The organism is Amycolatopsis sp. DG1A-15b (assembly GCF_030285645.1).
Classification (GTDB): domain Bacteria; phylum Actinomycetota; class Actinomycetes; order Mycobacteriales; family Pseudonocardiaceae; genus Amycolatopsis.
Window position 1 is genome coordinate 8629729 of sequence record NZ_CP127296.1, and the last position, 24555, is coordinate 8654283.

The 24555-nt window shown below is 70.9% G+C and carries 25 protein-coding genes; 19 read left to right on the forward strand and 6 right to left on the reverse strand.

The window, feature by feature from the left end; genetic code table 11:
* Nucleotides 1-31 precede the first annotated feature (31 nt).
* The 3 genes from QRY02_RS40170 to QRY02_RS40180 form a co-directional block, all read right to left on the reverse strand.
* Nucleotides 32-175: a hypothetical protein gene (locus QRY02_RS40170; protein WP_285987949.1), complete on the reverse strand. Its 144-nt coding sequence runs from the start codon at nt 173-175 to the stop codon at nt 32-34.
* A gap of 63 nt (nt 176-238) precedes the next feature.
* Complete coding sequence (gene menE, locus QRY02_RS40175) at nt 239-1351, reverse strand: o-succinylbenzoate--CoA ligase (protein WP_285994061.1); 1113 nt, start codon at nt 1349-1351, stop codon at nt 239-241.
* Between the two features lies 1 nt (nt 1352).
* Entirely contained in the window at nt 1353-2276 is a 924-nt protein-coding gene (locus tag QRY02_RS40180; RefSeq protein ID WP_285987950.1) for a 1,4-dihydroxy-2-naphthoyl-CoA synthase, read from the reverse strand.
* A 60-nt stretch (nt 2277-2336) separates the two neighbouring features.
* Here QRY02_RS40180 and menD point away from each other — a divergent pair, with 60 nt between their 5' ends.
* The 3 genes from menD (at nt 2337) to QRY02_RS40195 (ending at nt 6129) form a co-directional block, all read left to right on the forward strand.
* Nucleotides 2337-4013: a 2-succinyl-5-enolpyruvyl-6-hydroxy-3-cyclohexene-1-carboxylic-acid synthase gene (menD, locus tag QRY02_RS40185; protein ID WP_285987951.1), complete on the forward strand. Its 1677-nt coding sequence runs from the start codon at nt 2337-2339 to the stop codon at nt 4011-4013.
* Between the two features lie 120 nt (nt 4014-4133).
* Nucleotides 4134-5663, forward strand: coding sequence for a M1 family metallopeptidase (locus QRY02_RS40190; protein WP_285987952.1), 1530 nt, complete (start codon nt 4134-4136; stop codon nt 5661-5663).
* Between the two features lie 22 nt (nt 5664-5685).
* A complete protein-coding gene (locus tag QRY02_RS40195; RefSeq protein WP_285987953.1) occupies nt 5686-6129 on the forward strand; it encodes a DUF3592 domain-containing protein in 444 nt (147 codons plus the stop codon).
* On the opposite strand, the gene QRY02_RS40200 is transcribed toward QRY02_RS40195, so the two are convergent.
* A complete protein-coding gene (locus QRY02_RS40200) occupies nt 6126-6683 on the reverse strand; it encodes a GNAT family N-acetyltransferase (protein ID WP_285987954.1) in 558 nt (185 codons plus the stop codon). The two genes, QRY02_RS40195 and QRY02_RS40200, sit on opposite strands and share 4 nt — an antisense overlap.
* 30 nt (nt 6684-6713) lie before the next feature.
* Entirely contained in the window at nt 6714-7544 is an 831-nt protein-coding gene (locus tag QRY02_RS40205) for an inositol monophosphatase family protein (RefSeq protein WP_285987955.1), read from the reverse strand.
* Nucleotides 7545-7721: 177 nt separating this feature from the next.
* Between QRY02_RS40205 and QRY02_RS40210 the strand changes: the two genes are divergently transcribed.
* The 3 genes from QRY02_RS40210 to QRY02_RS40220 all read left to right on the forward strand — a co-directional run bounded on the left by QRY02_RS40210 (nt 7722) and on the right by QRY02_RS40220 (nt 10751).
* A complete protein-coding gene (locus tag QRY02_RS40210) occupies nt 7722-8792 on the forward strand; it encodes a glycosyltransferase family 4 protein (protein ID WP_285987956.1) in 1071 nt (356 codons plus the stop codon).
* A 1-nt stretch (nt 8793) separates the two neighbouring features.
* A complete protein-coding gene (locus QRY02_RS40215) occupies nt 8794-9897 on the forward strand; it encodes a glycosyltransferase family 4 protein (RefSeq protein ID WP_285987957.1) in 1104 nt (367 codons plus the stop codon).
* A gap of 80 nt (nt 9898-9977) precedes the next feature.
* Entirely contained in the window at nt 9978-10751 is a 774-nt protein-coding gene (locus tag QRY02_RS40220) for an AfsR/SARP family transcriptional regulator (RefSeq protein ID WP_285987958.1), read from the forward strand.
* Here the strand turns inward: QRY02_RS40220 and QRY02_RS40225 are convergent.
* Entirely contained in the window at nt 10733-11107 is a 375-nt protein-coding gene (locus QRY02_RS40225) for a hypothetical protein (protein WP_285987959.1), read from the reverse strand. The genes QRY02_RS40220 and QRY02_RS40225 overlap by 19 nt on opposite strands.
* Nucleotides 11108-11265: 158 nt before the next feature.
* Here QRY02_RS40225 and QRY02_RS40230 point away from each other — a divergent pair, with 158 nt between their 5' ends.
* The 13 genes from QRY02_RS40230 to nuoK all read left to right on the forward strand — a co-directional run bounded on the left by QRY02_RS40230 (nt 11266) and on the right by nuoK (nt 24550).
* Complete coding sequence (locus QRY02_RS40230) at nt 11266-11955, forward strand: demethylmenaquinone methyltransferase (protein ID WP_285987960.1); 690 nt, start codon at nt 11266-11268, stop codon at nt 11953-11955.
* A gap of 63 nt (nt 11956-12018) precedes the next feature.
* The gene (locus QRY02_RS40235; protein ID WP_285987961.1) at nt 12019-13305 is read left to right on the forward strand and encodes a geranylgeranyl reductase family protein; all 1287 of its coding nucleotides are present in this window, start codon (nt 12019-12021) and stop codon (nt 13303-13305) included.
* A 467-nt stretch (nt 13306-13772) separates the two neighbouring features.
* Nucleotides 13773-14192, forward strand: a complete 420-nt coding sequence (locus tag QRY02_RS40240) for an NADH-quinone oxidoreductase subunit A (protein ID WP_285987962.1) — start codon at nt 13773-13775, stop codon at nt 14190-14192.
* Nucleotides 14193-14196: 4 nt separating this feature from the next.
* Nucleotides 14197-14745: a NuoB/complex I 20 kDa subunit family protein gene (locus tag QRY02_RS40245; protein ID WP_020643101.1), complete on the forward strand. Its 549-nt coding sequence runs from the start codon at nt 14197-14199 to the stop codon at nt 14743-14745.
* Between the two features lie 4 nt (nt 14746-14749).
* A complete protein-coding gene (locus QRY02_RS40250; protein ID WP_285987963.1) occupies nt 14750-15499 on the forward strand; it encodes an NADH-quinone oxidoreductase subunit C in 750 nt (249 codons plus the stop codon).
* A complete protein-coding gene (locus tag QRY02_RS40255) occupies nt 15496-16875 on the forward strand; it encodes an NADH-quinone oxidoreductase subunit D (RefSeq protein WP_285987964.1) in 1380 nt (459 codons plus the stop codon). The genes QRY02_RS40250 and QRY02_RS40255 overlap by 4 nt, the downstream gene beginning before the upstream one ends.
* Nucleotides 16872-17729, forward strand: coding sequence for an NADH-quinone oxidoreductase subunit NuoE (nuoE, locus tag QRY02_RS40260; RefSeq protein WP_285987965.1), 858 nt, complete (start codon nt 16872-16874; stop codon nt 17727-17729). The genes QRY02_RS40255 and nuoE overlap by 4 nt, the downstream gene beginning before the upstream one ends.
* Complete coding sequence (gene nuoF, locus QRY02_RS40265) at nt 17729-19024, forward strand: NADH-quinone oxidoreductase subunit NuoF (RefSeq protein WP_285987966.1); 1296 nt, start codon at nt 17729-17731, stop codon at nt 19022-19024. Before nuoE ends, nuoF begins: the two co-directional genes overlap by 1 nt.
* Entirely contained in the window at nt 19021-21492 is a 2472-nt protein-coding gene (locus tag QRY02_RS40270) for an NADH-quinone oxidoreductase subunit G (protein WP_285987967.1), read from the forward strand. The genes nuoF and QRY02_RS40270 overlap by 4 nt, the downstream gene beginning before the upstream one ends.
* Nucleotides 21489-22838, forward strand: coding sequence for an NADH-quinone oxidoreductase subunit NuoH (nuoH, locus tag QRY02_RS40275; protein ID WP_285987968.1), 1350 nt, complete (start codon nt 21489-21491; stop codon nt 22836-22838). The genes QRY02_RS40270 and nuoH overlap by 4 nt, the downstream gene beginning before the upstream one ends.
* Entirely contained in the window at nt 22825-23388 is a 564-nt protein-coding gene (gene nuoI / locus QRY02_RS40280; RefSeq protein WP_285987969.1) for an NADH-quinone oxidoreductase subunit NuoI, read from the forward strand. Before nuoH ends, nuoI begins: the two co-directional genes overlap by 14 nt.
* Nucleotides 23385-24254, forward strand: a complete 870-nt coding sequence (locus QRY02_RS40285; RefSeq protein ID WP_285987970.1) for an NADH-quinone oxidoreductase subunit J — start codon at nt 23385-23387, stop codon at nt 24252-24254. The genes nuoI and QRY02_RS40285 overlap by 4 nt, the downstream gene beginning before the upstream one ends.
* Nucleotides 24251-24550, forward strand: coding sequence for an NADH-quinone oxidoreductase subunit NuoK (gene nuoK, locus QRY02_RS40290; RefSeq protein WP_003081840.1), 300 nt, complete (start codon nt 24251-24253; stop codon nt 24548-24550). Before QRY02_RS40285 ends, nuoK begins: the two co-directional genes overlap by 4 nt.
* Nucleotides 24551-24555 lie beyond the last annotated feature (5 nt).

Sequence of the window (24555 nt, forward strand, 5' to 3'; positions counted from 1 at the left end):
CCGGCCCGGGGCGAAGCCCCGGATGTCACAGTCAGTCGGAGGTCGGCAGCTGCCAAACGATCGACCCGCTGTTGGGGTCCACCGTGGGACCGTCCGCCAGCGCCGTACCCGCGGGAATGAGGATCCCCAGCGCGACGGCGGTACCGACGAGAGCAGTGCGAATCCAGCGCGTCATGGTGAGTAGCCAAGCGGGCGCACCCTGTGCGTGTCAACGAAGTACCGCCATTCAGCCGCTCGACTACGGCCGGAGCCGGGTCCGCACGGCCGCCCGGTCGACCTTCCCCGGCCCGCGCAGCGGCAGCTCGGAGCCGAATTCGATGCGTTTCGGCGTCGCCGCCGCGCCCAGTTCCGCGCGGACCGCCGCGCGCAGGTCGCCGTGCTCACCCTGCGAGACGACCAGGGCCGCCACGGCCTCGCCCCACTCCGGGTCCGGTACCCCGACCACGCAGGCGTCCCGCACCCCGGGCTGGGCGCAGAGACACCGCTCGATCGCGTTCGCCGACACCTTCACGCCACCGGTGTTGATCATGTCGTCGGCCCGGCCGAGGACCTCGATGCGGCCGTCGGCGTGCCGGACCCCGCGGTCGGACGTCGTGAACCAGCCGTCCGCGAAGGACTCGGCCGTCAGATCCGGCCGGAGCCGGTAGCCGTGCGCGAGGACGTCCCCGGCGATCCGGATCCGGTCACCGGAGAGGTCGACGCGGACGCCGTCGAGGGGGAAGCCGTCGTAGACGCAGCCGCTGGCCGTCTCGCTCATGCCGTACGCGGGCACGATCCGCACCCCGGCGTCCGCGGCGCGTTCCCGCAGGGCCGGCGAGGTCGCCGCCGCACCGACCACGATCGCGTCGAACGTCTTCGCCGCGGCCAGCCCCGCGCCGCCGTCGTCGAGCAGCCGGACCAGCTGGGTCGGGACCAGCGCCGTGTACCGCGGGCCGCCCTTCAGCCGGGCCGCCGCGGCCGCGAAGTCGTCCGGCCGGAAGCCGGTGCCGGTCAGCAGCACCGGGGTCGTCCCGGCCAGCAGCGACCGGACCAGCACCTGGAGCCCGCCGATGTAGTGCGCCGGGGTGGCCAGCAGCCAGTGCCCCGGCCCGCCGAGGCGCGTGTGCGTCGCCTCGGCGGACGCGGTCAGCGCGCGGGCCGAGAGCAGCACGCCCTTGGGGGCGCCCGTCGAGCCCGACGTGGCGATGACCACGGCGGTGCCCGGTTCGGCGGGCTCGGCCGGCGCCATCGCGTCGCGCAGAGCGGGGTCGGTGAACGGCAGGACCGCCGGGCCGCCGCCCAGCGCGTCCGCGACGGCTCCGTTCAGAGCGGCGAGTGCCTCGGGCGAGCCGTCGAGGTGGACCGGGAGCAGCTCAGTAGTAATAGGGGACGTCCTTGAAGTCGGGGTCGCGCTTCTGGAGGAAGGCGTCACGGCCTTCGACGGCCTCGTCCTGCATGTAGGCCAACCGGGTGGTTTCCCCGGCGAACAGCTGCTGGCCGACCAGGCCGTCGTCGGTGAGGTTGAACGCGTACTTCAGCATCCGCTGCGCCGTCGGCGACTTGCGCGTGATCTCCCACGCCCAGGTCAAGGCCTCTTTTTCCAGGTCGGCGTGCGGGACCACGGCGTTCACCGCCCCCATGTGGTGCATCTGCTCGGCGGAGTACTCGCGGCCGAGGAAGAAGATCTCCCTGGCGAACTTCTGCCCGACCATCTTCGCCAGGTAGGCCGAGCCGTAGCCGCCGTCGAACGAGCCGACGTCGGCGTCGGTCTGCTTGAACTTCGCGTGCTCGGCCGAGGCGAGCGTGAGATCGCACACCACGTGCAGGGAGTGCCCGCCGCCCGCGGCCCAGCCCGGCACCACCGCGATCACCGGTTTCGGCATGAACCGGATCAGCCGCTGGCACTCGAGGATGTGCAGCCGGCCGGCCCGTGCGGGGTCCACCGTGTCGGAGGTCTCCCCGCTCGCGTACTGATACCCGGAGCGTCCGCGAATACGCTGGTCACCACCGGAGCAGAACGCCCACCCGCCGTCCTTCGGCGACGGGCCGTTCCCGGTGAGCAGGACGCAGCCGACGTCCGAGCTCATCCGGGCGTGATCCAGCGCCCGGTAGAGCTCGTCGACGGTGTGCGGCCGGAAGGCGTTGCGAACCTCCGGACGGTCGAACGCGATGCGCACCACGCGTTTGCCACCGCGGTTCTCGGCGGAACGGTGGTAGGTGATGTCGGTGAAGGCGAAACCGTCGACCTCGGTCCACGCGGCCGGATCGAACAGCTCGGAAACTCGGGCGTCATCCACGTTTGCGAGGATAGGACCTGTGGACACTTGTGATCTCGATGAGTCTGGAGCCTGCCGGAGATGAACCCATCCACCGCGCAGGCCAGGGTCATCGTCGACGAACTCGTCCGCAACACCGTTTCGCACGTCGTCCTCTGCCCGGGTTCCCGCAACGCGCCGCTGTCGATCGCGCTGTATGACGCGGCCGCGGCCGGGAAGCTGCGGCTGCACGTCCGCATCGACGAGCGCGGGGCCGCCTTCCTCGCCCTCGGCATCGCCGCGCGCACCGGCCGCCCGGTGGCCGTGCTCTGCACGTCCGGCACCGCGGCCGCGAACTTCCACCCGGCCGTGCTCGAGGCCGACCGGGCCGGTGTCCCGCTGATCGTGCTGACCGCCGACCGGCCGCCCGAACTGCGGGCCGCGGGGGCGTCGCAGGTCATCGACCAGCACCAGCTCTACGGCGACGCGATCCGCTACTTCGACGAGCTGGCCGTCGCCGAGCGGCGGGCCGGCCAGAACTCGTACTGGCGCAGCCAGATCTGCCGGGCGTGGAACGCCGCCTACGGCGAGTGGCGCTGTGGGCCGGTGCACCTGAACATCCCGTTCCGCGAGCCGCTCGTGCCCGATTTGGACGACGACGGCGAATGGTACGAATCCCTCGACGGCCGCGCGGACGGGTCCCGCTGGACCGAGCTGCCGGACTTCGGCGCGCTCCCGTCGTTCGTGGTGCCTTCGGCGCGCCACGGCCTGGTGATCGCCTGCGACACCGGCGTCCAGGCGGCCAGCGAGTGGGCCGAGCAGCACGGCTGGCCGGTCGTGTCGGAGACCGGCGGCCTGGGGCTGTCCGGCGGCACGGCGATCTCGTCCGGGGTGTGGCTGCTGGCCGTCGAGGAGTTCATCAGCAGGCACAAACCGGAGCAGGTGCTCTGCCTCGGCCGGCCGACGGTGTTCCGGCAGATCCAGAAGGTGCTCTCGGACGCCGACGTAGAGGTGCTGCTGGTGCGCCCGGACTCGGACTGGCCGGCGCCCGCGCACAACGTCCGCCAGGTCGGGCAGTGGTTCGACGAGCCGACGAAGCCCGCCGACCCGGAGTGGCTGGCCAGCTGGCGCCGGGCCGACGCCGCGGCCGCCTCCGCCGTCGCCGCGACGCTGGCCGACGAGCCGTGGCCCAGCGGGCTGCGGGTGGCCACCGAGCTGGTGGACGCGCTGCCCCCGGACTCGCTGCTGGTGGTGGGTTCGTCCAACCCGACCCGGGACGTCGCACTGGCCGGCCGGCTGCGTCCGGACGTCCTCGTGCACCGCAACCGCGGCGTCGCGGGCATCGACGGCACGGTTTCGACGGCCATCGGCGCCGCGTACGTGCACCGGGGCCCGTCGTACGCGCTGCTGGGCGACCTGACGTTCCTCCACGACGCGTCGGGCTTGCTGACCGGGCCCGCCGAGCAGCGACCCGACCTGACGATCGTGGTCCTCAACGACGATGGCGGCGGCATCTTTTCGCTGCTGGAGCAGGGGGCACCGGAGCATTCGGCCAGCTTCGAGCGCGTCTTCGGCACTCCGCACGGCGCCGACCTGGGCGCGCTGTGCGCCGGCTACCGCGTCCCGCACGTCGTCGCGGAGACGCTGACGGAGTTCCGGGCGGCGCTGACGCCCGTCCCGGGGTTGCGGGTCGTCGAGGTGCGGGTGGACCGGTCTCGGCACCGCGACCTGCACGCCCGCCTGCGCGCGGCGGTGTCCTCGGCTGTTTCCGCGGCCTGACGTCAACCGCTTTCCGGGTGCAATCCCAGCAGGCAAGAAACCTCCCTTCGGCTGTTCCTGGGTGCTCCTTGGCTGGCTACGTTCGAGCGCGCTGCTTCTCACTCCTCTGGAGGAATTCGAATGCGTGCAAGAACGCGCACCGGTCTCGGCGCGCTCGCGGCCGGCGTCGTCTCGGTGCTGCTCGCCGGCACCGCGAGCGCGGCGCCCGCGCCCGGCGCCCCCGGTGCCGGCGACCCGTACTACCCGAACGCCGGCAACGGCGGCACCGACGTGCTGCACTACGACATCCGGCTGACCTACCAGCCCGCGACCGACCTCCTGTCGGGCACCACGACGCTGCTGCTCACCGCGACGCAGGACCTCTCGCGGTTCGACCTGGACTTCGCGCTGAAGGCGTCGAGCGTGCGGGTGAACAACCGGCCGGCGCAGTTCACGAACCAGACCGGCAACGGCGAGCTCGTCGTCACGCCGGCGCAGCCGCTGCTCAAGGGCCAGACCGCGACGGTCGTCGTCGCCTACGCGGACACGCCGTCGACCGAGACGGTCGACGGCATCAACGCGTGGAAGAAGGGCTCCTTCGGCGCGCTCGGCATCGACGAGCCGCAGAGCTCGGCGTGGTGGTTCCCGGCCAACGACCACCCGACCGACAAGGCGACCTACGACGTCTCCATCGAGGCGCCGGACGACAACGCCGCCATCTCCAACGGCACCCTGGTCCGCAAGACGAAACAGCGCGCCGGCTGGACCCGCTGGCAGTGGCGGAGCACCAAGCCGCAGGCGACGTACCTGACGTCGTTCATCGTCGGCAAGTACGAGGTCATCGAGTCCACGACGCCCGACGGCAAGCCGTTCGTGACGGCGTACGGAGCCGACCTCGGCGACTCGCTGTACGCGGCGAAGGCCAGCGTCGAGCGGACGCCGGAGATCGACGAGTTCCTGGCGACGCAGTTCGGGCCGTACCCGTTCGAGGCCGAGGGTGGCGTCGTGACCAGCGGGATCACGTTCTCCCTGGAGAACCAGACCCGCCCGACGTACGGCGCCCGCAACTTCCGCGCGGGCTCGAACACCACGCTGATCGCGCACGAGAACGCCCACCAGTGGTTCGGCGACAACGTGTCCCTCGGCCGCTGGAGCGACATCTGGCTGAACGAGGGCTTCGCGTCCTACGCGGAGTGGCTGTGGTCGGAGCACGAGGGCGAGGGCACGGTCGCCGAGCTGGCGCAGTACACGTACGACTCCAACCCGGCCGACGGCGACCTGTGGAAGCTCGTCCCCGCCGACCCGGGCGCGGACAACCAGTTCGACAACGCGGTCTACGACCGGGGTGCGCTGACGCTGCAGGCGCTGCGGACGGCCGTCGGTGACCAGGCGTTCTTCGCCATCTTGAAGGCGTGGCAGGCGCAGAAGGGCGGGAAGGACGGGCGGATCCTGGAGTTCATCGCGCTGGCGGAGAAGATCTCGGGCAAGCCCCTGCACGACCTGTTCCAGACGTGGCTGTACACGGCGGGCAAGCCGGCGGTGGGCCCGAACGGCGCTGCCGCTCCGGCCGCGGTGGCCGCCCGCTCGGCTGCTCCGGCTCCGGCCAAGCCGCGCTCGTACGACCAGATCCAGGCGAACCACCGGTTCCTCGCCGCCGAACACGCGGGCTGAGCAAGACCGCTACGCTCGCGGCGTGAGCACGAAAGGTGAGCGGGCGAGGCGCGTCGGGTGGTGGACCACCCTCGGCGTCGCCTCGCTCCTCACGGTGATGTGCGTGTGCCTGCTGTTCGCGGCGATCCGCAACGACAGCGCGATCTCGGCCCAGCTCGGCACGGCGACGGCCACGGTGGATTCGGTGGCGTTCGACCGCACGATCATCCACTTCGAGACCCCGGACGGCATCGTCCACAGCCCGGCGAACGGCGTGCTGTACCCGGACGGCCTGGCGGCGGGCCAGCTGGTCCGCATCGAGTACGACGCGTCCGACCCGGAGCTGGCCCGGGTGGCCGGCCGGTCGGCGACGCTGACGCTGCTGCCGCTGGGGAGTTTCGTGTTCTTCACGTGGCTGGTGGCCGGTCCGGCGCTGTGGTGGATCCGGCGGCAGAACAAGCGCGTGAAGGCGGAGGCCGCGGCTTAGCCCGCCGTCTCCAGCCAGCGGCGCCGCGTGATCTCGTACTCGACCTCACCCTGCTCGGTGCCTTCGATCGGGTCGTCGTACTCCCCGGCCGAGATGAACGCCCGGGCGAACGTCAGCCCCGCCGACACCATCGTCGCCCGCGAGGGCGTGTTGACCGCCATGGTCTGCGCGAAAATACGATCGAGGCCCAGCTCCTCGAAGCCGTAGCGGAGCAGCTCGAGCGAACCCTCCCGCGCGTACCCCTGCCGCCACTGGCGGCGCAGCAGCCGATATCCCAGCTCCGCCTCGCCGTCCACTTCCGGCTGATCCGGGCCGTGAGGCGGCCGCAAAAGCCACCACCCCACGAAGTCTTCCCGCGCGAAGCCCATCCAGAAGCCGAACCCGGGTTCGGTGGCCATCCGCCGCGCGTGCGCCCGCTCGACTTCGGCCCGGGTCGCGGCGCGTCCGGTGAGGTAGCGCATCACCTCCGGGTCGGAGTCCAGCTCGTACTCCAGCTCGAGGTGCTCGTCGCGCAGAGGCACGAGGGTAAGCCGCGGGGTGCGAAGGGTCGGCATGTCCCGATCTTCACAGCTCGCGCAACTCGATTAGCCCGCCGTCTCCTGCCACCACCCGAGCACCTCGTCCGCGACCCCCGGCGCCGCCACCAGCAAGCCGTCCGTCGGCAGCGCCGTGTCCTCGCCGTGCTTGTCCAGCACCACCGCGCCCGCCTCGATGGCCATCGCCACCGATCCGGCCACGTCCCACTCGTGGTAGCTGTGCAGCACCGCCGCCGCCGCGTGGCCCAAGGCCACCTGGGCGATCGACAACGCCGCCGACCCGAGGACGCGCACCCCGGCGTGGGCCGCCGCCGCTCGCTCGATGAAGCCGCCCATGCCCGGCCACGGCCCGCTGCGGGCCAGCTCGGTGCACACGAGCGCCCCCGCCGTCACGCAGCGGTCCACCAGCTTGATCGGCTTGCCGTTCGCGCGGGCCCCCCGGCCGCGCGCCGCGGCGTAGATCTGGGCCCGGTACGGATCAGCCACCACGCCCACGACCGGGCCCGCCGCGTCCACCAGCGCCAGGCTGTACGCGCACCACGGCACCCCGGCCACGTAGTTCGCCGTGCCGTCCACCGAGTCGACCACCCAGCGGTACTCCGCGACGTCCGCGCCGTGGTCGGCGCCGAACTCGTGGCCGACCACCGGGATGCCCGGGAACTCCGCCGTCAGGACGCGCCGCGTATGGCGCTCCAGGATCCGATCCGTGTCGGTGACCCAGTCGAACGGCGAGTCCAGCGTGGAAGGGTGGGCGCCGCGGCCGGCGGTCGCGGTGATCACGTCGGTGGCGTCGTTGGCCAGCCGCCCGGCCACTTCGAGCGCCCTCGACAGCAGGCCGGGCTCGACGGGCCGCGGCGGCCGTGAGGACAAGAGGGTCATGCCTGCTTAGCCTGGCTTACCGTGGTTTCCAGGACACGACCTTGAGATGACATGTCGTAGCCGATCTGTTCCGGCACCGTTGGCCGCAGTGTCACGCGAGCGCCAGCCTCGGGTGCGATCGTCCAGGACGTGCGAGTCGCCATAGTCACCGAAAGTTTCCTGCCCCAGGTGAACGGCGTGACCAACTCCGTCCTGCGGGTCGTCGAGCACCTGCGCGAACGCGCGCACGACGTGCTGATCATCGCCCCCGGCCCCGGCCCGGACTCCTACCGCGGGGCCCCGGTGGTCCGGATTCCCGCGCTGGACGTCCCCGGGGTCAGCTCCCTGCCGATCGGCCTGCCGACGCGCACGGTGCTGAACGCGCTGGCGGCGTTCGGCCCGGACGTCGTGCACCTGGCGTCGCCGTTCGTGGTCGGCGCGCGTGGGCTCGCCGCGGCGAGACGGCTGCGCGTCCCTTCGATCGCCGTCTACCAGACCGACATCGCCGGGTTCGCCGCCGCGTACGGCTTCGGACTCGGCGCCCGCGCCGCGTGGCGCTGGGTGCGGCGGCTGCACTCGCGCGCCGACCGGACCCTCGCCCCGTCCAGCGATTCCGTCGAGCAGCTGGAGCTGCACGGCGTCCCACGCGTGCACCGGTGGGCCCGCGGTGTGGACATCGACCGGTTCTCCCCGGCGCACGCCGACCCGGCGCTGCGGGCCGAGCTGGCCCCGGACGGTGAGCTCCTCGTCGGGTTCGTCGGCCGGCTGGCCCCCGAAAAGGAGGTCGACCGGCTGGCCGCGCTGGCCGCGGTGCCGGGGATCCGCGTGGTCGTCGTCGGCGACGGGCCCGAACTCGAAAACCTCAGGGGACAGCTGCCGGACGCGGCTTTCCTCGGCGCGAAGTACGGCGAAGACCTCTCGAAGGCGTACGCAAGCCTCGACGTCTTCGTCCACACCGGACCGCACGAGACGTTCTGCCAGGCGGTGCAGGAAGCGATGGCCTCCGGGCTGCCGGTGCTCGCCCCGGACGCGGGCGGCCCGAAGGACCTCGTGCTGCCCGGCCGCACCGGGTACCTGCTGCCCGCGGACCGCGAGCGGTTCGGCCCGGCACTCGTCGAAAAGGTCGACGCCCTCCGAGACGCCGCGTTGCGCGCGAGGCTCGGCGAGAAGGCGCGCAAGGTGGTGCTGGGGCGCACCTGGCCCGCCGTCTGCCACGAGCTGGTCGGGCACTACGAAGCCGTGCGGGGCCGGGCCGCCCGCGCGGCCTGACGTGCACATCGTCCAGGTCGCGAACTTCTACGGGCCGCGCTCGGGCGGGCTGCGCACCGCACTGCACCACCTCGGCGCCGGCTACGTCGCGAGCGGGCACGAGGTGACGCTCGTGGTGCCCGGCCGCCGGTACGCCGACGAGGTCCTGCCGACCGGCGTGCGCCGGTTTTCCCTGCGGGCGCCGCGGATCCCGGGTACCGGCGGCTACCGGGCCGTCGACCCGCACCGGGTCCGCGCGGTGCTGCGGAAGCTCGAGCCGGACCGCCTGGAGGTGTCCGACCGGCTGACGCTGCGGGGGATGGGCGGCTGGGCGAGCCGCCGCGGCGTGCCCAGCACGGTCATCTCCCACGAGCGCCTCGACCGCTTGCTCGAGCAGTTCCTGCTGCCCGCGCCGGTGGCCCGCCGCGTCGCCGACGCCGCGAACCGGCGGATGGCCGCGAGCTACGACACGGTCGTCTGCACGACGGCGTTCGCGCGCGCGGAGTTCGACCGGATCGCGGCGCCGAACGTCCGCCACGTCCCGCTCGGCGTCGACCTCACGACGTTCCGGCCCGCCATGCGCGACGACGGCAGGCGCGCCGGCCTGGCCGGCGGAGCGGACGTCCTGCTGGTCCACTGTGGACGCTTGTCGCCGGAGAAGCACGTGGAGCGCAGCGTGGACACCGTCGCCGAGCTGGCGGCGTCGGGTGCGCGCGTGCGGCTGGTGGTGGCGGGTGACGGGCCGCGACGGCGGGCGCTGGAGCGCCGGGCGCGCGGCCTGCCGGTGACGTTCCTGGGTTTCCTGCCGGGCCGCGGCGACGTCGCCCGGCTGCTGGCCAGCGCGGACGTCTCCCTCGCCCCCGGCCCGCACGAGACGTTCGGGCTCGCGGCGCTGGAGGCACTGGCGTCCGGGACGCCGGTGGTCGTCTCGGCGTCGTCGGCGCTGCGGGAGATCGTGCGGCCGGGCTGCGGGGCGGCGGTCGACGACCACGCGCCCGCGTTCGCGGCCGCCGTCACGGATCTGCTGGACAGCCCGGAAGACCAGCGGCGGGCGGCGGCGCGGGCCCGTGCCGAAGAGTTCACCTGGCCCGCGGCGGTGGCCGGGATGCTCGCCACGCACGGCTGAGCCCGGTTTGCCCGGTTCTGTACGGGATTTGTACACCGGCCGATCAAGGTCAACTTCTCGACACGAGGAGGGACCTTCCGGTGGAGTTCGAGGTTCTCGGTCCGATCACCCTGGTTTCCGGCGCACGGGCGATCCCCGTGCCCGGCCGGCTGCGGCGCGTCCTGCTCGGCGTGCTCCTGGCCGACGCCAACCACTTCGTCCGGGCCGACGTGCTGGCCGACGCGCTGTGGGACGGCGATCCCGACCGGCGCGCGGCGCGGAAGCTGCACTGGCACGTGCACAAGCTGCGGTCCGTGCTGCCCGACCGCGAGCGGCTGGACTCCGGGCACGGCGGCTACCGGATCGTCGTCCGGCCGGGCGAACTCGACGCCGAGCGCTTCGAAGCGCTCGCCGGGCGGGTGGCGGGGGAGCCGCGCCCCGCCGAACGGACCGCGTTGATCCGCGAGGCGCTCGCGTTGTGGCACGGCACGCCGTACGGCGGTCTGGACGTCCCGGTACTGGCCGACGAAGCCCTGCGGCTGACCGAACGCCGCCTGGTCCTGCTCGAACAGCTGCACCAGGCCGAACTGGACCTCGGGCGGCACGCGGCGGTGGTGGTCGAGCTGACCGGCCTGGTGCGGCGGTATCCGCTGCGCGAACGGCTGCACTACCTGCTGATGGTGGCGCTGTCGCTCGACGGGCGGCGGGCGGAGGCGCTCGACGCCTACCGCGGCGCCCGCCGGGTGCTGGTCCGGCAGCTCGGCCTGGAACCGGGCCGCGCGCTGCGGGACCTCGAACGCCGGATCCTGGCGGACGGGCCCGCGGCCTGGCCGGCCACGGGCCCGTCCGGCGGGGATCAGATGACGCGCAGGTAGAGGTACACGTGCGAGCCGGCGTGGGTCTTGTTGAACTCCTTCTTCGTGCCCTCGCCACCGGCGCGGACGGTGCCGAAGTTGCTGCCGTCCTCCCAGGTGCCGTAGACCTCGGCGGCCTTGCCGTCGGCGTCGGTGTCCTTCACCCAGCCCTGGACCGAGACCTTGCCGCTGGTGCAGGTGATCGTCCACGCGGCGGCGCCACCGCCGACCGAGGGGTTGAACTTGTCGCCGCAGGCGCCCTGGATCGTCACCACGCCGTCGGTGGCCGCCATCGCGGGCGCCGAGCTGATCAGGGAACCACCGACGACGGCGCCGGTCAGCGCGGCCACGGCCGCCGCCTTCTTGACGAAGCTCATCTCGTAGTGCCTTTCTCGTGGGCCGGCTGTTCGCCTGCCGTGAGGAAGACACTGCCGAGGTGAGCTTTGTTGTGGCTTTGTCACCGCTTAGCTCCTGGTTTGCCGGTCCAGGTCCACCTCGCCGCGACCTCCGGGGCCCGGCTGTCTACATTCAGGTCATGTCACGCGCAAGCCTGGACAAGGACCCGCACGAGGTCGCGGCAATGTTCGACGGCGTCGCGTCCGGGTACGACCGGGCGAACTCGTTCATGACCTTCGGCTTCGACCGGCGCTGGCGCACCACCACCGCCCGCGTCCTCGACGCCCGCCGCGGCGAAAAGGTCCTGGACCTCGCCGCCGGCACCGGGGTGTCCACCGTCGAGTACGCCCGCGGGGGCGCGTGGTGCCTGGCCGCGGACTTCTCGTTCGGCATGCTGAAGGCCGGGCTGCACCGCCGGGTCCCGATGGTGGCCGCGGACGCGCTGAACCTCCCGTTCGCCGACGAGAGCTTCGACGCCGTGACGATCTCCCTGGCGCTGCGCAACTTCGTCGACACGAAGGCCGCGCTCACCGAGATCGCCCGCGTGGTCAAGCCGGGTGGCCGGCTGGTGATCTGCGAGGTCTCGACCCCGCCGTTCGCCCCGATCCGGTTCATCCACCGGCGGTTCATGCTGAAGCTGCTCACCTGGGTCGGCAAGCGGACGTCGTCGAATCCCGAGGCCTACTCCTACCTGGCCGAATCGATGCTGGCCTGGCCCGACCAGCGCACCCTCGGCGAGATCATCGCGAGCGCGGGCTGGACCGACGTCGAGTGGTTGAACCTCACATTCGGGGTCGTGGCGATCCACCGCGCGCGAAAGCCTGCCTAACCCCGCCTTCCTCCCCGCCGCCACCCTCAAAGGAGGGGCTTCGCCCCGCTGTAGATTCGACGTATGAGTCGACGCACCGCAGACCAGGACGCCGAAGTCATCGTCGTCGGCGCCGGACCCGCCGGTTCCACCGTGGCCACCTACCTGGCCCGCGCGGGCGTCGACGTGCTGCTGCTGGAGAAGACCGAGTTCCCCCGCGAGAAGGTCTGCGGTGACGGCCTGACCCCGCGCGGCGTCAAGCAGCTGATCGACCTGGGCATCGACACCAGCGAGGACGCGGGCTGGGTGCACAGCCGCGGCCTGCGGATCCTCACCGGCGACCTGACGCTGGAGCTCGACTGGCCGGACCTGACGAGCTACCCGCCGTACGGCGTTTCCCGCACCCGCCACGACTTCGACGACCTCCTCGCGAAGCTCGCCGTGAAGGCGGGCGCGCGGCTGTACGAGCGCACCACCGTCACCGGCGCGATCACCAACGCGAGCGGGCGCGTGGTCGGCGTCGAGGCGAAGGTCGGCCCGGAGCGGACGCCGGTGAAGTACTCCGCGCCGCTGGTCCTGGCCTGCGACGGCGTCTCCGCGCGGCTCGCCCTGAGCGTCGGCATCCAGAAGAACGAGAAGCGCCCGATGGGCGTGGCGGTGCGCCAGTACTACAAGAGCCCGCGCCACGACGACCCGTTCATCGAGGGCCACCTCGAGCTGTGGGACCGCTCGGACCCGCGCGACCCGAAGCTGCTGCCGGGCTACGGCTGGGCGTTCCCGCTCGGCGATGGCACGGTGAACGTCGGCCTCGGCATGCTCTCGACGTCGGCCTCGTTCCGGAACACCGACTACCGCGCGCTGCTGCGCCAGTGGCTCGACGGGACGCCGGAGGCGTGGGGCTACCGCGAGGAGAACGCGATCGGCAAGGTCGGCGGCGCCGGTCTCCCGATGGGCTTCAACCGCACCCCGCACTACCGCGACGGCCTGCTGCTGCTGGGCGACGCGGGCGGCATGGTCAGCCCGTTCAACGGCGAAGGCATCTCGGCCGCGATGGAGTCCGCGCAGATCGCCGCGGAGGTCGTCGTGCAGGCGCTGGCCCGGCGTGAAGGGCCTTCGCGGGAGCGGGCGCTGGAGGCGTACCCGCGGGCCGTGGGCGAGCTGATGGGCGGCTACTACCAGCTGGGCAACGTCTTCGCGAAGATCATCGGCAAGCCGAAGATCATGCACGCGTGCACCAAGTACGGGCTGCGCATCAACAAGCTCCTGCCGCTGGTCTACAAGGGCCTCTCGGGCTGCTACGACGCCAAGGGCGGCGACGGCGTCGACCGCCTGATCTCGGCTCTGGCGAAGGTGACCCCGAGCCCGCGCTGACCGGATTTCCCGAGAGCCCGGCACGGTTCCCGTGCCGGGCTTTCTCGCACGGACACACGAGTGGCCTAGCAAGTTGGCCGTGCGGCCAGTGGGATAGATCACAGGTCAGCGCCCGTTTTGTCCGTCCGGAACGCGATCTTGAACGCCCTTCGCGCAGGTCGCGCGCGCGGTGTTGCCGACCCGTGACAACGATGGCGCCGAAACTTAGGCCACCCTCATAACACGGGGTACTAGGGACAAGAGTGTGAGTCGCGTCCTAGACTCCCCCCATGCTTTGTGAATCCCTTCACATCCGCGACGAGTGGCTTGTGAACTATTTCACAAGCACCTTGAGGTCCAGCCACGGGCCGTAAGGAGACCCTGACCCTCGGCGGTGTGACCCAGGTCCCTTAGGGTGCCGACGAGGCTCAAGCGGTTCCCCACCACAAGCAAAACCGCAGCGGCGCGGAAAGGATGGCGAAGACCCCGTGCTGACGTTGCTGACCCGAACCGAGACGGTGCAGCTGGCTCAAGAGGCCCCGAGCCTGAAGCCCTACCTGCCCCTGGTCCTGTTGTTCGTGCTGGCGCTCGGGTTTGCCGTGCTGTCGGTGCTCCTGGGCCCGCTCGTCGGTCCCAGTCGCTACAACAAGGCCAAGCTCGAGGCCTACGAGTGCGGCATCGAACCGTCCCCGCAGCCGCTCGTCGGCGCCGGGCGGATGCCGGTGGCGTACTACATCACCGCAATGATGTTCATCCTGTTCGACATCGAGATGGTCTTCCTCTACCCGTTCGCCGTGCAGGCGGACGCGCTGGGCACGTTCGGCCTGGTGGAGATCCTGCTGTTCATCGCGACGGTCGGCTTCGCGTACGCCTACGTGTGGCGGCGCGGCGGCCTGGATTGGAACTAGACCCATGGGCCTCGAAGAGAAACTCCCCAACGGCATCCTCCTGGCCAGTCTCGAAGGGCTGGTCAACTGGTCGCGGAAGAACTCGATGTGGCCGGCCACCTTCGGGCTCGCCTGCTGCGCGATCGAGATGATGACCGTCGGCGGTTCCCGCTACGACATCGCCCGCTTCGGCATGGAGCGCTTCAGCGCGACGCCGCGCCAGGCCGACCTGATGATCGTCGCCGGCCGGGTCACCCAGAAGATGGCCCCGGTCCTGCGCCAGATCTACGACCAGATGGCCGAGCCCAAGTGGGTGCTCGCCATGGGTGTCTGCGCCTCCTCCGGCGGCATGTTCAACAACTACGCCGTGGTCCAGGGCGTCGACCACATCGTGCCGGTCGACATGTACCTGCCCGGCTGCCCGCCGCGGCCGGAGATGCTGCTGGACGCGATCCTCAAGCTGCACGCCAAGATCCAGGACGAGCCGATCAACGCCCGCCGCGCCGCCATCCGCGCCGCCAGCGGGGCGCGGACCGAGCTCGTCGCGTCGTCGATCAAGTACGCGAAGAAGTAGAGCGATGACTGAGAACCCCCAACCCGGCGAAGAGCAGTCGAGCGCCGAACGCGCCGAAACCGGCCTGACGGCGAAGGGCCCCGGCTCGGCCGAACCGGTCGTCACCGGGCGCGAACGCCAGGGCATGTTCGGCGTCCACGGCACCGGCGACACCTCCGGCTACGGCGGCGTCCGGCTCCCGGCGTACAGCCCGGCGCCGGCCGAGCGCCCGTACGGCGGCTGGTTCGACCAGTTCGCCGACGAGTTCTACGCCGCGCTGGCCGAGCGCAAGATCCCCGCCGAGGCGATCCTGCAGACGACGGTCGACCGCGGCGAGATCACCTTCTACGTCGCCCGCGAGCACCTGCCCGCCATCGCGAAGACGCTGCGCGACGACGGCGGCCTCCGGTTCGAGCTGCTGTCGTCGGTGTCCGGTGTGGACTACGGCGTCGACGTCCCGCAGCGGCTGCACGCGGTCTACCACTTCACGTCGCTGACCTACCGGCGCCGGATCCGCCTCGAGGTCACCCTCGACGTCGAGGACGCGCACGTGCCGTCGCTGGTGGAGACCTACCCGACCGCCGACTGGCAGGAGCGGGAGGCCTGGGACATGTTCGGGATCGTCTTCGACGGCCACCCGGCGCTGACCCGGATCCTGATGCCGGACGACTGGGACGGCCACCCCCAGCGCAAGGACTACCCGCTCGGCGGGATCCCGGTCGAATACAAGGGCGCGGAGATCCCGCCGCCGGACCAGCGGAGGTCGTACTCGTGAGCACCGAGAACCTTTCCGACGTCACCACCGGGACGGACACGAGCGCGCCGGGATCTGACAGCACGGACAACGTCAACTACGCCGATTCCCGTGACACCACCGAAGGCCGCGTCTACTCGGTCTCCGGCGGCGACTGGGACGACGTCATCGCCGACGCGGCGCACGACGAGCGCATGGTCATCAACATGGGCCCGCAGCACCCGTCCACGCACGGCGTGCTCCGGCTCGTGCTGGAGATGGAGGGCGAGACCGTCACGCAGCTGCGGTCGGTCATCGGCTACCTGCACACCGGCATCGAGAAGAACTGCGAGTACCGGACCTGGACCCAGGGCGTCACCTTCGTGACGCGCATGGACTACCTGGCCCCGCTTTCGACGGAGATGGCCTACTGCCTCGGCGTCGAGAAGCTGCTGCAGATCGAGGCCCCGCGCCGCGCGCAGCTGCTGCGCGTGATGCTGCTGGAGATCAACCGGATCGGCTCGCACCTGGTCTACATCGCCACCGGCGGCATGGAGCTCGGCGCCACCACGGCGATGACGCTCGGCTTCCGCGAGCGCGAAGAGGTGCTGCACCTGCTGGAGCACCTGACCGGCCTGCGGATGAACCACGCGTTCATCCGCCCCGGCGGCCTCGCGCAGGACATGCCGGCCGACTACGTCGAGGTCGTCAAGGCGTTCATCAAGACGATGAAGGAACGTCTTCCGCTGTACGACAAGCTCTTCACCGGGCAGCCGATCTGGCGCAACCGGCTCAAGGGCGTCGGCTACCTCCCGGTCGACGCGTGCCTCGCGCTCGGCGTCACCGGCCCGGTGCTGCGGTCCGCCGGCCTCCCCTGGGACCTGCGCAAGACCGAGCCGTACTCCTGCTACGACGAGTTCGACTTCGACGTCCCGGTCGACAACGGCGCCGACTGCTGGTCGCGCTACCTGATCCGGGTGCACGAGATGCACGAGAGCCTCAAGATCATCGAGCAGTGCCTGGAGAAGCTCGAGCCGGGCCCGGTCATGGTCGAGGACAAGAAGGTCGCGTGGCCCGCGCAGCTGTCCATCGGCAGCGACGGCATGGGCAACTCGCTCGAGCACGTCAAGAAGATCATGGGCCAGTCGATGGAGTCCCTGATCCACCACTTCAAGCTGGTCACCGAGGGCTTCAAGGTCCCGCCGGGCCAGGTCTACACGTCGGTCGAGTCGCCGCGCGGCGAGCTGAGCGCGCACCTGGTGTCCGACGGCGGCACCCGGCCGCTGCGGGTCCACGTGCGCGAACCGAGCTTCGTGAACCTGCAGTCGATGCCCGCCATGGCCGAGGGCGGCCTGGTCGCCGACGTGATCGCCGCCATCGCCTCGATCGACCCCGTCATGGGGGGAGTGGACCGATGACCACAGCAGTTCCCGAGCCGGGCCCGAACTACGCCGCGGCAACGCACGCCGCGGCGGGCCCGGACACCGACGTCGTCGCCATCGCGCCGGACCCCAATGTGGCCGCCGGCATCATCACCGAGACGCCGCTGGAAGACCTCTTCGACGCGGACATCCACGCCAAGGCGCAGGACCTGATCGCGCGCTACCCGATGTCCCGCTCGGCGCTGCTGCCGATGCTGCACCTCGTGCAGTCGGTGCAGGGGTACGTCAGCCAGGAGGGCATCGCGTTCTGCGCGCGGCAGCTCGACCTGTCCGACGCCGAGGTCAGCGCGGTCGCGACGTTCTACACGATGTACAAGCGCAAGCCGTGCGGCGAGCACCTCGTGAGCGTCTGCACCAACACGCTGTGCGCGGCCATGGGCGGCGACGCGATCTACAAGAAGCTCCAGACGCACCTCGGTTCCGAGGCGGAGCCGCTGGGGCACAACGAGACCGCGGGCACGCCGAACGAGCCGGGCTCGATCACCCTCGAGCACGCCGAGTGCCTCGCGGCCTGCGACCTCGCGCCGGTCATCCAGGTCAACTACGAGTACTTCGACAACCAGACCGAGGAAAAGGCCGTCGCGCTGGTCGACGCGCTGCAGGCGGGCAAGAAGCCGGCCCCGACGCGCGGTGCGCCGCTGACGAACTTCAAGGGCGCCGAGCTGCAGCTGGCCGGGTTCTTCCCGGAGGACGAGCGGACCTACCGCACGAACGTCGACGGCCCCTCGCAGGCGGTCGAGACGCTGCGGGGCGCGAAGCTCGCGCAGGACCGCGGCTGGGTCGCCCCGGTGGCTCAGGACGTCCCCTTGCCGGAAGTGGAGAAGAAGTAATGGCCGATCCCATTACCCCGGTCCTCACGAAGCGCTGGCTGTCCCCGAACTCCTGGCAGATCGGGACGTACGAGGCACTCGAGGGCTACACCGCCGTCCGCAAGGCACTGGCCGGGACGCCGGAGCAGCTCGTCCAGCTGGTCAAGGACTCCGGCCTGCGCGGCCGCGGCGGCGCGGGCTTCCCGGCCGGCATCAAGTGGTCGTTCATGCCGCCGAACTTCGACAAGCCGCACTACTTGGTCATCAACGCCGACGAGGGCGAGCCGGGCACCTGCAAGGACATCCCGCTGATGATGGCGGACCCGCACTCGCTCATCGAGGGCTGCATCATCGCCTCGTACGCGATGCGGTCCAACCACTGCTTCATCTACGTCCGTGGCGAGGCGCTGCACTGCATCCGCCGCCTCAACGCGGCCGTGCGCGAAGCCGAGGCGGCCGGTTACCTGGGCGAGAACATCCTGGGCTCGGGCTTCGACCTCAAGATCACCGTGCACGCGGGAGCAGGCGCGTACATCTGCGGTGAGGAGACGGCGCTGCTCGACTCGCTGGAAGGCCGTCGTGGCCAGCCGCGGCTCAAGCCGCCGTTCCCGGCCGCCGCGGGTCTCTACGCCGCGCCGACCACGGTCAACAACGTCGAGACCATCGCGAGCGCGCCGTTCATCGTCAACGGCGGCTCCAGCTGGTTCCGCGAGATGGGCCGCGAGAAGTCGCCCGGCCCGAAGATCTACTCGATCTCCGGCCACGTCGAGAAGCCCGGCCAGTACGAGTGCGCGCTCGGTACCACGCTGCGCGAGCTGCTGGACATGGCGGGCGGCATGAAGGACGGCATCCCGCTCAAGTTCTGGACCCCGGGCGGCTCGTCCACCCCGATGTTCACCGCCGAGCACCTCGACGTTCCCCTGGACTTCGAAGGCGCGGCGGAGGCGGGCTCCATGCTCGGCACCACCGCCGTCCAGGTCTTCAACGAGACCGTGTCGGTGCCGTGGGCCGTGATGAAGTGGACGCAGTTCTACGAGCACGAGTCCTGCGGCAAGTGCACGCCGTGCCGCGAAGGCACGTACTGGCTCGCGCAGATCCTCGAGCGGATGGTCGAGGGCCACGGCACCGAAGAGGACATCGACACCCTCCTCGACGTCTGCGACAACATCCTCGGCCGGTCGTTCTGCGCCCTCGGCGACGGCGCGGTGTCGCCGATCCAGAGCGGCATCAAGTACTTCCGCGAGGAGTTCCTCGCGCTGTGCGAGAAGAACCGGCACGAACAGACCAAGCCCGAACTCGTGGGAGCGCAGGCATGACGATCGCGCCCGACAAGCCAGAGACCCAGGAGACGCCGGTCCCCGAAGGCCACGTCAAGCTGGTCATCGACGGCGAAGAGGTCATCGCCCCCAAGGGCGAGCTGCTGATCCGCACGGCCGAACGCCTCGGCACGGTCATCCCGCGGTTCTGCGACCACCCGCTCCTCGACCCGGCGGGCGCCTGCCGCCAGTGCCTGGTCGAGGTCGAGATGGGCGGCCGGCCGATGCCGAAGCCGCAGGCGTCCTGCACGATGACCGTCGCCGACGGCATGGTCGTCAAGACGCAGCTGACGTCGCCGGTCGCGGACAAGGCCCAGCAGGGCGTGATGGAGCTGCTGCTCATCAACCACCCGCTGGACTGCCCGATCTGCGACAAGGGCGGCGAGTGCCCGCTGCAGAACCAGGCGCTGGCCCACGGCCGCGCGGAGTCGCGGTTCGTCGACACCAAGCGGACGTTCCCCAAGCCGCTCCCGATCTCGACGCAGGTGCTGCTCGACCGCGAGCGCTGCGTGCTCTGCCAGCGCTGCACCCGGTTCTCCCGTGAGATCGCCGGCGATCCGTTCATCGAGCTCCTCGAACGCGGCGCCCACCAGCAGATCGGCACCGCGGAGACGGCGGACGTCCTGGACCTGGCTTCGCGGACGACGTCCGGCCAGCCGTTCCAGAGCTACTTCTCCGGCAACGTCATCCAGATCTGCCCGGTCGGGGCCCTCACGAGCGCGGCCTACCGGTTCCGCTCCCGCCCGTTCGACCTGGTGTCCGCGCCCAGCGTGTGCGAGCACTGCTCGTCCGGCTGCGCCGAGCGCACCGACTTCCGGCGCGGCAAGGTCCAGCGCAAGCTGGCCGGCGACGACCCCGAGGTCAACGAGGAGTGGATCTGCGACAAGGGCCGCTTCGCCTTCCGCTACACCGGCGCCGAGGACCGCATCCGGCGTCCGCTGGTCCGCAACCGCGAGACCGGTGAGCTGGAAGAGGCGTCCTGGACCGACGCGCTGCGCATCGCCGCGGCCGGCCTCACCGAGGCTCGCGGCAACGGCGGTGTCGGCGTCCTGACCGGTGGCCGGCTGACCGTCGAGGACGCCTACGCGTACTCGAAGTTCGCCCGCGTCGCCCTGCAGACCAACGACGTCGACTTCCGCGCCCGCCCGCACTCGGCCGAGGAACTCGCGTTCCTCACCTCGCACGTCGTGGGCGTGACGCCGGAGTCCGGCGTCACCTTCGGCGAGATCGAGCGGGCCCGCACGGTGCTGTGCGTCGCGTTCGAACCCGAGGACGAGGCCCCGATCGTGTTCCTGCGGCTGCGCAAGGCGGCCCGCCGGAACCGGACCCGGATCGTCCACTTGGGACAGTGGACGACGTCGTCGGTGCGCAAGACGTTCGGTGAGCTGCTCGCCTGCGTCCCCGGCCAGGAAGCCGCGGCCGTCGAAGGCATCGCCAAGCACGCGCCGGACGTCGACGAGGCCCTGCGCGGCGAAGGCGCCGTCGTCCTGGTCGGCGAGCGCGCCGCCGCGATCCCCGGCCTGTTCGCCGCTCTGCACGACCTGGTCGAGCGCACCGGCGTCCGGCTCGCGTGGATCCCGCGCCGCGCCGGCGACCGGGGTGCGCTGGAAGCCGGCTGCGTTCCGTCGCTGCTGCCCGGTGGGCGGCGCGTTGGCGACGACGCCGCCCGCGTCACCGTCGAAAACGCCTGGGGCGTCCCGCTCCCGGCCACCCCGGGCCGCGACACCACCGACATCCTGCTGGCCGCTTCGGCCGGCGAGCTCGGCGGCCTGGTCGTCGGCGGCGTCGACCCGGACGACCTGCCGGACCCGGCCCTCGCGCGGCGAGCGCTGGACACCGCCGGGTTCGTCGTCAGCCTCGAACTGCGGCACAGCGCGGTGACCGAGCGCGCGGACGTCGTGCTCCCGGTGGCCGCGTCGGACGAGAAGGCGGGCAGCTACCTCAACTGGGAGGGCCGCACCCGCCCGTTCGACGTCACCCTCGAAGGCACCGGCACCCTGCCGGACTGCCGGGTGCTCGACACCCTCGCCGTCGAGATGGACGTGGACCTGTTCACGCAGACGCCGGCCGCCGCGCGCGGTGACTTCGAGAAGCTGGGCCACGCCTCGGCGCTGCGCTGGAGCCACGTCGCCGCCGAGGTTGCGCCGCCCGCGACGCCGGGTGCCGGCCAGGCGATCCTGTCGACCTGGCGCCAGCTGATCGACAACGGCTCGCTGCAGGACGGCGAGCCGCACCTCAAGGGCACCCAGCGCACCCCGGTCGCGCGGCTGTCCGCGAAGACCGCGGAAGGCCTGGGCGTCACCGTGCAGGTGAGCACCGAACGCGGTGCGATCACGCTGCCGGTGGAGATCGCGGACCTGCCCGACGGCGTCGTGTGGCTGCCGGGCAACTCCGACGGCTCCGCCGTGGCCAAGACGCTCGGTGCCGGACACGGCGCCGTCGTGAACCTCGCTGGAGGTGGGCAATGACCCCGCTGCTGACCGAAGCTGCTGTCGGGAGTGTTCCGGACGCGGCCACGCGGGCGGCGCTGCTGGCGGACGACCCGTTGTGGCTGATCCTGCTCAAGTGCGTGGTCATCCTGCTGATCGGGCCGATCCTGACGATCTTCCTGATCGTCTGGGAGCGCAAGGCGGTCGGCCGGATGCAGAACCGGCCCGGCCCCAACCGCGTCGGCCCCGGCGGCTACCTGCAGTCCCTGGCGGACGCGATCAAGCTGCCGTTCAAGGAACAGATCATCCCGGACACCGCCGACCGCAAGGTGTACTTCCTCGCCCCGGTCGTCTGCGTGGTGCCTTCGCTGATCGCGCTGTCGGCCATCCCGTTCGGCCCGGTGGTGTCGATCTTCGGTGAGCGGACCGTCCTCCAGCTGCTCGACCTGCCGGTCAGCGCGCTGGTGATCCTGGCCTGCTCCTCGATCGGCGTCTACGGCATCGTGCTGGCCGGCTGGTCGTCCGGCTCGCCGTACCCGCTGCTCGGCGGCATGCGCAGCGCGGCGCAGGTGATCTCCTACGAGATCGCGATGGGCCTGTCGATCGTCGCGGTGATCCTGCAGGCCGGGTCGCTGAACCTGGCCGACATCGTCGCCAAGCAGCAGCCGGCGTGGTTCCTCTACCTGATCCCGAGCTTCGTGATCTACCTGATCTCGATGGTCGGCGAGACCAACCGTGCCCCGTTCGACCTCCCCGAGGCCGAATCGGAGCTGGTCGGCGGCTTCCACACCGAGTACAGCTCGATGAAGTTCGCGATGTTCTTCCTCGCCGAGTACGTCAACATGGTGATCGTCTCGGCGTTCGCGACGACGCTGTTCCTCGGCGGCTGGATGGCCCCGTGGCCGCTGTCGCTGATCGGGAACAACGTGCTCAACACCGGCTGGTGGCCGGTGCTGTGGTTCTTCGCGAAGATGTTCGTCCTGCTGTTCGGGTTCATCTGGCTGCGCGGCACGCTGCCCCGCCTGCGCTACGACCAGTTCATGCGCCTGGGCTGGAAGGTCCTGGTCCCGCTGAACCTGGTGTGGATCATCATGGTGACCTTCGCGAAGGTCATCACCTGGAACACCGCGTCCATCATCATCGCCGCGGTCGCGATCTTCATCGTCGTCGCGCTGTTCTTCTACGTCCGCGCCGCGGGCCGGGAAGAGGAGAGCGAGAGCGTCCCGGTCACCGGCGGTGGCTTCCCGGTTCCGCCGCTGGACCTCAAAGTCCCGCAGACCACCCCGCGTCAGAAGGCTTTGGCCAAGGCCGAAGCCAAGGCGGCCCGCCGCAAGCCGGCAGTCGTCGGTACCGCAAAGGAAGGAGCGCAAGATGGGGTTTCTTGATCCCGTCAAGGGCTTCGGCGTCACCTTCGGGATGATGTTCAAGAAGGTCGCCACCGAGGAGTACCCGGAGGCCGGCGCCCCCGCCGCCCCGCGTTACCACGGCCGGCACCAGCTGAACCGCCACCCGGACGGCCTCGAGAAGTGCGTCGGCTGCGAGCTGTGCGCGTGGGCGTGCCCGGCGGACGCGATCTTCGTCGAAGGCGGTGACAACACCGAGGAAGCCCGGTTCTCGCCGGGCGAGCGGTACGGCGCGGACTACCAGATCAACTACCTGCGCTGCATCGGCTGCGGCCTCTGCATCGAGGCGTGCCCGACCCGGTCGCTGACGATGATCAACTTCTACGAGCTCGCCGACGACGACCGTCAGCGGCTGATCTACACGAAGGAGGACCTGCTCGCCCCGCTGCTGCCCGGCATGGAGCAGCCGCCGCACCCGATGCGGCTCGGCGAGAACGAGCAGGACTACTACGTGAACGGCCCGCAGCTCGAAGCACGCTTCTCCGCTGAGAGCTCATCGACACAGCTGGCGCGCGGGGAGGGGATCAAGTGATCACCGCCCTCTTGGCCGCGGCGCCGAACGCTTCCGCGGGTGTCTCCACCGGCGAAGCGATCGCGTTCTGGGTCCTCGGCCCGGTCTCCCTGCTCGGTGCGCTCGGCATGATCTTCTCCCGCAACGCCGTCCACTCGGCGCTGTGGCTGGTGCTGACCATGCTGAGCCTGGGTGCGCTGTACATGATCCAGTCGGCGCCGTTCCTCGGCTTCACGCAGATCATCGTCTACACCGGCGCGATCATGATGCTGTTCCTGTTCGTGCTGATGCTGGTCGGCCGGGAGAGCTCCGACTCGGTCGTCGAAGTCCTGCGTGGACAGCGGCTGGCCGCGACCGTCCTCGGCATCGGGCTGGCCGCGCTGCTGGCCACCGGCATCTACCGCGCGCTGGAGAACGTCACCCCGGCGATCCCGCTCGACTCGGCCACGCCGGCGGGCGGCGGCCCCAAGGGCCTGGGCCGGCTGATCTTCACCGACTACCTCTTCCCCTTCGAGCTGACGTCGGCGCTGCTCATCACCGCCGCCATCGGCGCGATGGTGCTGGCCTTCACCGACCGGCACGGCAAGGGCGGCAAGCTCACGCAGAAGGAGCTCGTGCTCCTGCGCTTCCGCGGCGAGCACGACCGGCCGTCGCCGCTGCCCGGCCCGGGTGTCTTCGCCACCGCCAACTCGGTGGCCACCCCGGCGCTGCTGCCGGACGGCTCGGTCGCCCCGGAGTCGCTGTCGGCGATCATCGAGTCCACCTCGGCGATCGAGCTGGCGAAGGAACGCAAGCTCGTCACGGACGAGGGCCCGCACCCGGACGCGCACGCGCTGGTCGGCACGGAATCCCCTGCCGGGGCAGCTTCGGAAGGGGAGAAGGAATGACCCCCACGTACTACCTGCTGCTGTCGGCGCTGCTGTTCGCGCTCGGCGCGGTCGGCGTGCTGGTGCGGCGCAACGCGATCGTCGTGTTCATGTGCATCGAGCTGATGCTCAACGCGGTGAACCTGTCGCTGGTCACCTTCGCCCGGATCAACGGCGGGCTCGACGGCCAGATCATGGCGTTCTTCGTCATGGTCGTCGCGGCCGCCGAGGTCGTGGTCGGCCTGGCGATCATCATGGCCATCTTCCGCACCCGGCGCTCGGCTTCGGTCGACGACACCAACCTGCTGAAGTACTAGGAGAC

Coding starts and splice junctions, on each gene's coding strand:
- QRY02_RS40170 (WP_285987949.1), bottom strand. CDS start 175: ATGACGCGCTGGATTCGCACTGCTCTCGTCGGTACCGCCGTCGCGCTG.
- menD (WP_285987951.1), top strand. CDS start 2,337: ATGAACCCATCCACCGCGCAGGCCAGGGTCATCGTCGACGAACTCGTC.
- QRY02_RS40190 (WP_285987952.1), top strand. CDS start 4,134: ATGCGTGCAAGAACGCGCACCGGTCTCGGCGCGCTCGCGGCCGGCGTC.
- QRY02_RS40200 (WP_285987954.1), bottom strand. CDS start 6,683: ATGCCGACCCTTCGCACCCCGCGGCTTACCCTCGTGCCTCTGCGCGAC.
- QRY02_RS40205 (WP_285987955.1), bottom strand. CDS start 7,544: ATGACCCTCTTGTCCTCACGGCCGCCGCGGCCCGTCGAGCCCGGCCTG.
- QRY02_RS40225 (WP_285987959.1), bottom strand. CDS start 11,107: ATGAGCTTCGTCAAGAAGGCGGCGGCCGTGGCCGCGCTGACCGGCGCC.
- QRY02_RS40230 (WP_285987960.1), top strand. CDS start 11,266: ATGTCACGCGCAAGCCTGGACAAGGACCCGCACGAGGTCGCGGCAATG.
- QRY02_RS40235 (WP_285987961.1), top strand. CDS start 12,019: ATGAGTCGACGCACCGCAGACCAGGACGCCGAAGTCATCGTCGTCGGC.
- QRY02_RS40245 (WP_020643101.1), top strand. CDS start 14,197: ATGGGCCTCGAAGAGAAACTCCCCAACGGCATCCTCCTGGCCAGTCTC.
- QRY02_RS40250 (WP_285987963.1), top strand. CDS start 14,750: ATGACTGAGAACCCCCAACCCGGCGAAGAGCAGTCGAGCGCCGAACGC.
- nuoE (WP_285987965.1), top strand. CDS start 16,872: ATGACCACAGCAGTTCCCGAGCCGGGCCCGAACTACGCCGCGGCAACG.
- nuoF (WP_285987966.1), top strand. CDS start 17,729: ATGGCCGATCCCATTACCCCGGTCCTCACGAAGCGCTGGCTGTCCCCG.
- QRY02_RS40270 (WP_285987967.1), top strand. CDS start 19,021: ATGACGATCGCGCCCGACAAGCCAGAGACCCAGGAGACGCCGGTCCCC.
- nuoH (WP_285987968.1), top strand. CDS start 21,489: ATGACCCCGCTGCTGACCGAAGCTGCTGTCGGGAGTGTTCCGGACGCG.
- nuoI (WP_285987969.1), top strand. CDS start 22,825: ATGGGGTTTCTTGATCCCGTCAAGGGCTTCGGCGTCACCTTCGGGATG.
- nuoK (WP_003081840.1), top strand. CDS start 24,251: ATGACCCCCACGTACTACCTGCTGCTGTCGGCGCTGCTGTTCGCGCTC.